The 6,937-nt window shown below is 68.6% G+C and carries 5 protein-coding genes and 1 pseudogene; 3 read left to right on the forward strand and 3 right to left on the reverse strand.

The window, feature by feature from the left end; all coding sequences use genetic code 11:
• Positions 1-458 (reverse strand): annotated as a pseudogene (locus tag V5A20_RS12430) (biotin/lipoyl-binding protein); the annotation flags it as partial.
• A 278-nt stretch (positions 459-736) separates the two neighbouring features.
• Here V5A20_RS12430 and V5A20_RS12435 point away from each other — a divergent pair.
• Complete coding sequence (locus V5A20_RS12435; protein ID WP_332327471.1) at positions 737-2,119, forward strand: TIGR01777 family oxidoreductase; 1,383 nt, start codon at positions 737-739, stop codon at positions 2,117-2,119.
• 63 nt (positions 2,120-2,182) lie between these two features.
• Here the strand turns inward: V5A20_RS12435 and hutH are convergent, their stop codons facing one another.
• Positions 2,183-3,703 (reverse strand): histidine ammonia-lyase, encoded by a 1,521-nt coding sequence (hutH, locus tag V5A20_RS12440; protein ID WP_332327472.1) that lies wholly within the window; start codon positions 3,701-3,703, stop codon positions 2,183-2,185.
• Between the two features lie 144 nt (positions 3,704-3,847).
• Here hutH and V5A20_RS12445 point away from each other — a divergent pair, with 144 nt between their 5' ends.
• Together V5A20_RS12445 and V5A20_RS12450 are read left to right on the forward strand one after the other, a co-directional pair.
• Entirely contained in the window at positions 3,848-5,101 is a 1,254-nt protein-coding gene (locus V5A20_RS12445) for a protoporphyrinogen/coproporphyrinogen oxidase (RefSeq protein ID WP_332327473.1), read from the forward strand.
• Positions 5,102-5,178: 77 nt separating this feature from the next.
• Positions 5,179-5,613 carry a hypothetical protein gene (locus V5A20_RS12450; RefSeq protein WP_332327474.1) on the forward strand — a complete coding sequence of 145 codons (435 nt, stop codon included), beginning with the start codon at positions 5,179-5,181 and terminating at the stop codon, positions 5,611-5,613.
• A gap of 107 nt (positions 5,614-5,720) precedes the next feature.
• Here the strand turns inward: V5A20_RS12450 and V5A20_RS12455 are convergent, their stop codons facing one another.
• Positions 5,721-6,704: an integron integrase gene (locus tag V5A20_RS12455; RefSeq protein WP_332327475.1), complete on the reverse strand. Its 984-nt coding sequence runs from the start codon at positions 6,702-6,704 to the stop codon at positions 5,721-5,723.
• Positions 6,705-6,937 lie beyond the last annotated feature (233 nt).

Genomic DNA, 6,937 nt, shown 5'->3' on the forward strand with positions numbered 1-6,937 from the left:
CCCTCCTCCAGCAGCCGCTGTTGGCGCTCCGCCCGGTCGGTGGCCAGCGACAGGCGGTGCTCCAGGCGCTGCTTCTCGGCCCGCAGCTCCGCGTCGTTGATCTGCACGAGGAGCGCGCCCTTCTCCACCCGATCGCCCTCGTCGAAGCGGATGTCCGTGATCTTGCCCCCGGATTCTGCGGTCAGCGCTACCGACTCGTCCGCGCGCAGGGTGCCGGTGGTGCGGGTCTGTTCGGTCACGGTGCCGGGTTGGAGCGCAATCGCGTCCACCCGCATCGGCGCGTCGCCCCCTCCGTCCCCGTCGTCGGACGACTCGGAGCCGCTGATCTTGGGCAGCGCCAGCCCCACGATCACGACCACGATCACGCCGAGCGCGACGAACCGCTTGGTGCGAGGGGACCATCCAGACTCGTTCTCGGGATCCGTCGCGGAACCGGAGGCGGCGGAAGCGTCGCTCATAACAGACAAAGGGAATCTGGAGAGGCCCGCGTCGCCACGGGCATCGGGCACATTGGGAGACTGGCGAGAAAGTGGTACCTAGCGAACGATTCTTGGTTCGACGGGCGGTGTGCTTTGTGGACGAATCGCGGCCTCGCGTTGCGAAGTGCTTAGATTCTGGAACCGCCGGCGCGAGCGCCCACCCCATCGGGCGCGTCGGCCTCCCGAAACTGCCCCCACCATCCACGAGTCCGTTACGTGTCCCCCCTGCCCTCTTTCGCCGACGCCATTTCCCCGCGATGAATACATTTACGGCCTCCAGCTCGCTCGGCGTGTCCGCCGACGCCCTCTTCGATTGGCACAGCCGCCCCGGGGCCTTCCAGCGCCTCACGCCGCCGTGGGCGCCGGTGCGGCTCGAATCGTTCGAGGGAATCGGGGAAGGCGACCGGGCCGTGCTTCGGATGGGTCCCGGTCCCCTGGCGTTACGGTGGGTGGCCGAGCACCACGACGTCGTTGAGGGCCGGCAGTTCTGCGATCGGCAGGTGCAGGGGCCGTTTTCCCACTGGGACCACACGCATCGGTTCGAGTCCGCACGGGACGACGCGGAGGGCGCCACCCTCACGGATCGGATCGAGTATGAGCTGCCGGGCGGGGCGCTGGGGCAACAGGCCGCGCCGTGGCTGGAGGCCGAGCTGCGCCGCCAGTTCGCGTACCGCCACCGCATCACGCGCCGCGACCTCTCCCTGCACCGGCGGTACAATCCCGACGAGCAGTCTCTGACGATTGCCGTGAGCGGGGCATCCGGCCTCGTTGGCTCGAATTTAGTGCCCTTCCTCACCACGGGCGGGCACACCGTGAAGCGCCTCACCCGCTCCGGCCCCACCGGCGCGGACGACATTCTGTGGGACCCGCGCACCGACCGGGTGGAGGCCGACAAGCTGGAGGGCGTCGACGCGGTGATTCACCTGGCGGGGGAAAACGTATTCGGCCGCTGGACGCCCGCGAAGAAGCAGCGCATCTACTCCAGCCGGGCGGACGGGACACGGCTTCTGAGCGAGGCGCTCGCCGGGCTCGACGATCCGCCGGAGGTGCTCGTCTCCTCCTCTGCCGTCGGCTACTACGGCGACCACGGACCCGACCGGGTTACCGAAGAGAGCCCCCCACAGGATGCGGGCTTTCTGGGCGAGGTGTGCAAGGCCTGGGAGGCCGCCACCGTACCCGCCGCGGCCGCCGGCATCCGGACCGTGCAGATGCGCACTGGGATCGTCCTGACGCCCGCCGGCGGGGCGCTCCGCCTCATGCTGCCGGCGTTCTGGCTCGGCCTCGGGGGCCGCGTGGGGGCGCACAACCAGTACTTTCCCTGGATCACGCTCGACGACGTGATCGGCGGCTTCTACCACGCGCTGTGGACGGACGCCCTGGAGGGGCCGGTCAACCTCACGGCGCCGCGTCCGGTGACGATGCAGGCGTACACGGACACCCTCGCCGACGTCCTCCACCGCCCGGCGTTCCTGAACGTGCCCTCTTCCCTTGTCCGCACGCTGGGCGGCGAGATGGCCGAGGAGATGATCCTGTCCAGCGCCCGCGTCGTACCCGACCGGCTCCAGGAGACCGGCTACGACTTCGGCTTCTCGGCGCTGGAGAACGGCCTGCGGCACGTGCTGGGGCGGACTGAAGCGTGACGCGTAATTCATGACTACTCGAATCCTCACCTCACGCATCACGCCCTCACGCATCACGCACACTCACCCCAGCGCCTCCAGCTCTTCGGCCACCGATGCCAGTAGGGCCTCGTCCCGCACAAACGCCAGGCTCTCGTCGATGTCGTCCTCGAGCAGGTAGTCCTCCTCGCGGTGGGGAATCGTCTCGCGGACGGTCTCGTGGGCCTGCTCCACGCCCCGGCCCGGCCGCAGCGGCCGGCGGTAGTCGAGCGCCTGCGCCGCGGTGAGCAGCTCGATGGCGAGCACGCGCTCCACGTTCTCCAGGATGTCGAGCAGCTGGACGGCCCCGACGCTGCCCATGCTCACGTGGTCCTCCTGGCCCCGGCTCGTGGGAATGGAGTCGACGGACGCCGGGTGGGCGAGGCTCTTGTTCTCCGACACGAGCGCGGCGGCGGTGTACTGCGGCATCATGTAGCCCGAGTTGAGGCCCGTATCCTCCATCAGCAGCTCCGGCAGGCCGTCGTGCCCCGCCAGCAGCAGGTAGATGCGGCGCTCGGCGATGCCGGCCAGCTCCGCCAGCGCGATGCCGGCGTAGTCGAGCGCCAGGGCGAGGGGCTGGCCGTGGAAGTTGCCGGCGCTGATCACGTCGCCGTTCTCGAAGACGAGCGGGTTGTCCGTCACGCTGTTGATCTCGCGCTCCACCACGTCGGTGGCGTGGCGGAGCGCGTCGCGGCTCGCCCCGTGCACCTGCGGCACACACCGGAGGGAGTACGGGTCCTGCACCTTGCCGCAGTTGCGGTGTGACGCCAGAATCTCGCTGTCCGTGAGCAGGGTGCGCACGTTGGCGGCCACCTGCTGCGCCCCGGGATGCGGCCGCACCTCGTGCACCCGCTCGTCGAACGGCTGGAGGCTGCCCTGCAGCGCCTCCAGGCTCATGGCCGCCAGCAGGTCGGCGATTTTGACGAGCCGCTGCGCCTCGTGCAGCACGTGGGCCCCGTACCCGCTCATCTGCTGGGTGCCGTTGATGAGGGCGAGCCCGTCTTTGGGCCGCAGCGTGATTGGCTCTAGGCCGTGCTCGTCGAGGAGGGACGCGGCGGGCCGCACGTCTGTGCCGTCTTCCGTCCAAAAGCGCCCCTCGCCCAGCAGGGGCAGCGCCAGGTGGGCCAGCGGCGCGAGGTCGCCCGACGCCCCGACGCTGCCGCGGCTTGGGATCGCCGGGATCAGGTCCCGCTCGGCAAACACGAGCAGACGGTCGAACGTCTCGCGCGAGACGCCGGAGTGGCCGAGGCCCAGCGCGTGGATCTTGAGGCGGAGGATGAGGCGACTAAGGGCCTTGGGCACGAGGTCGCCCACCCCCACCGCGTGGCTAAAAACGAGGTTGCGCTGGAGCGTCTCCAGGTCACCCTCCGGCACGCGCTCCTGGGCGAGCGCCCCGAAGCCGGTGTTGATGCCGTAGTGCGCCGCCCCGTCGCTCAGCGCGTCTTCTACCCGGGCCCGCGACCGGTCGACCGGGGTGGGATCCTCGCGGAGCGCGGCTATGCGGCGGTCGAGGTCGGCGTGGAGGGCGTCGATCCGGACGGAGGCGTTGAGATCAGGGGCAGACATGGGGACAACAAGAGACGATGGGACGACGAGCGCTCACGGAACGGCGATAGGGATCGCCGTTTTCGTGCCGGCGTCCCCTCGAACGGAATGGGCGATGGGACGTTGCCCTTTCTCCGTATTCCCCGCACGCATCCCTGCTTCCTCATGGCGTCCCCTGACGTTCTCGTGATCGGGGCCGGCCTGGCCGGCCTGAACTGTGCGCGCCGCCTGCACGAGCGCCGCCTCGACGTGCAGGTGCTGGAGGCGTCCGACCGCGTCGGCGGACGGGTGCGCACCGACACCGTGGACGGCTTCCGGCTCGACCGCGGCTTTCAGGTGCTGCTCACCGCCTACCCCGAGACCCAGCGCGAACTGGACTACGACGCGCTCGACCTCCATCCCTTCCACGACGGCGCCCTGGTGCGTTACAACGGCCGCTTCCACCGCGTCGCCGATCCGCGCCGGCACCCGTGGGACGCCCCGCGCACCGCCCTGGCCCCCGTTGGCACCCTGGCCGACAAGCTAAGGGTGCTGCGCCTGCGCCAGGCCCTCGCCCGCCGGTCGGTCCCGCAGATCATGGAGCGGGCGGAGCGCCCCACGATGGATGTGCTTCGGGAGCGCTGGGGCTTCTCCTCCGTCATGATCAACCGCTTCTTCCGCCCCTTCCTCGGCGGCATCTTCTTCGACCGGGCCCTGCAGGCGTCGAGCCGCATGTTCGAGTTCGTCTTCAAGATGTTCGCGGAGGGGCGGACGGTGCTGCCCGCCGGCGGCATCGACCGGATGCCCAGGCAGATGCGCGCGGACCTGCCGGACGCGGCCGTGCGGCTCAACACGCCCGTGGCGGCGGTCGACGGCCAGACGGTCACGCTGGCGGACGGCGGGACGATGGAGGCCCCGCACGTGGTGGTCGCCACGGAGGCGCCGGCGGCGAACCGGCTGGTGGGCGACGTGTCCCCGACCGACGGCCGGTCGACGATCTGTCTCTACTACGACGCCCCCCAGTCGCCGCTCGACGATCCGTTTCTCGTCCTCAACGGGGAGGGCGTCGGCCCCATTAACAACCTCGCCGTGCCGTCGGACGTGGCGCCCGGCTACGCGCCGGCCGACCGCGCCCTCGTGTCCGTCGTGGTGGTGGGCACGCCCACGGAGGACGCGGCGGCACTCCAGCGGTCGGTGCGGGCCCAGCTGATCGACTGGTTCGGGCTGGCGGCCGGCGGCTGGACGCACCTCCAGACCCAGCACATTCCCTACGCCCTCCCCGAGCAGGCGCCGCCCTTCTTGTCCCCGCCCGAGCGGCCCGTGCGCCGACGTCCGGGCCTCTACGTCTGCGGCGACCACCGCCGCACGGCGTCGCTCAACGGCGCCCTCGCCGCGGGCCGGGCCGCCGCGGATGCCGTCTGGGCCGACCATACGGGATGAGCGTTCGGCCCGCCCCCGCCGGTCGATCGTACCCAAGCCCGTGAGTGTTCACCAGTGCACGCCCCCCGTGTAACACCATGCTTCTCTCCGTCCACGCCGCGGCGACCTGGCTCATGTTTGGGGTCACCCTCATCGTCCAGCGCGTGCACTACCCCCTCTTCTCCTACGTACGAACGGACGACTACGAGGCCTTCCAGGCGGCCCACATGCGGCGCATCACCTGGATCGTGGGGCCGGCCATGACGGTGGAGCTCGCCACTGCAGCGTGGATCGCCTGGGCCCCGCCGCCGGGCCTGCCCCCGTGGATGGGCTGGGCGGGCCTGGCGCTCGTGCTCGCCATTTGGGGCACCACGGGCCTCGTGCAGGTGCCGCTGCACGCCCGCCTCACCGACGGCTTCGACGCCGCGGCCCACCGCCGCCTGGTCGCGACGAACTGGCTCCGCACCGCCGCCTGGGCGCTGCGGGCCGGGCTCGCGCTGTGGATGCTGGGGCACGGAGCGGCGGCGCCGTAGCCCCGAGCTCTTCTCTTCAGACAATAGAGCCCACAACTGTAGAATAAATTCCACAATACCCGAATACAGTCCAGGGTTTTCAGACCCCCGTTCAGTAGCCCCCTGCCTCATTCCATGGTCTCAAGAGGGCTCCGCGTCCCTGCTTTTCCGTCCTGAAGGACGTGCGTGTAGACCTGCGTGGTACGGAGATCCTGATGGCCGAGAAGCTCCTGCACGGTGCGAATGTCCGTCCCCTGTTCCAGAAGGTGGGTGGCGAAGGAATGCCGCAGGGTGTGACAACTGGCGGACTTGGCAATGCCTGCTTCCTCCACCGCACGCTTGACCGCCTTCTGCACGGCGGAGGAGGAGCGGTGGTGCCGCTTGATGTCTCCGCTTCTCGGGTCTTCACTCCGCCGGACGGACGGGAATACATACTGCCACCTCCACTCTGTCGCCGCGTGTGGGGACTTCCGTTCGAGGGCCTTCGGCAGCGAGGCCCTTCCGTAGCCCGCCTCCAGATCCTCCTTCCAGGTCGCCTTGCTCTTTCGAAGCTGCCGCCGGAGCGGGGCCTCAAGGATGCCGGGCAGGAGCGTTCGGCGATCCTTCTTCCCCTTGCCCTGCCGTACGGTGATCTGCTCGTACTCGAAGTCCAGGTCTTTCACCCGCAGTCCGAGGGCCTCCGAAAGGCGAAGGCCGGCCCCATACAGCAGGTGAGCCACGAGGCCGTTTGGACCGTCCATGTGCCCGAGCACGGATTTTACCTCCGCTTGGGTGAGCACAACTGGAAGGCGATCCGGCTCCTGGGCCCGCTCAAAGTCGGAGACCTCTTCCCACTCGGCCCCGAGCACGTCGCGATGGAGAAACAGAAGGGCGTTCAGGGCCTGGTTCTGGGTCGAGGCCGCAACGGTTCGCTCGGTCGCGAGATACGACAAATACTCGCGGACCTCCGGTTTCCCAAACGTCCGAGGATGCTTGGTGCCGTGGTACTTCACGTAGCGGATGATCCAGCGGAGGTAGGTCTTCTCGGTCTGGTAGGTATAGCCTTTTCGGCGACAGGCCGACCGGACGCGATCTAAGAAGGGAGACGAGCCATCTGAAGACGAACCGTCCATGGCTGGAGGAAAGGCGGCCGAGTCGTTTGGTTTGATGTGCACAGCACAAATCTGTATCGTGTAGACACGCTCGCACTGGTCGGCATAACGTTGTTATGCGGATCGCTTCGGCATAACACTCATGCCATTTCGCAAATGCGTTGGAATGCCTCAGATTAGCCGACCTGTCGTTTCATATTATGCCGATCCATATAATGGGATATGACGGAATCGATCGGCATAAGATATGTTAT

The sequence above is a fragment of the Salinibacter sp. genome, assembly GCF_036626415.1.
In the GTDB taxonomy this organism is placed as follows: Bacteria; Bacteroidota; Rhodothermia; order Rhodothermales; family Salinibacteraceae; genus Salinibacter.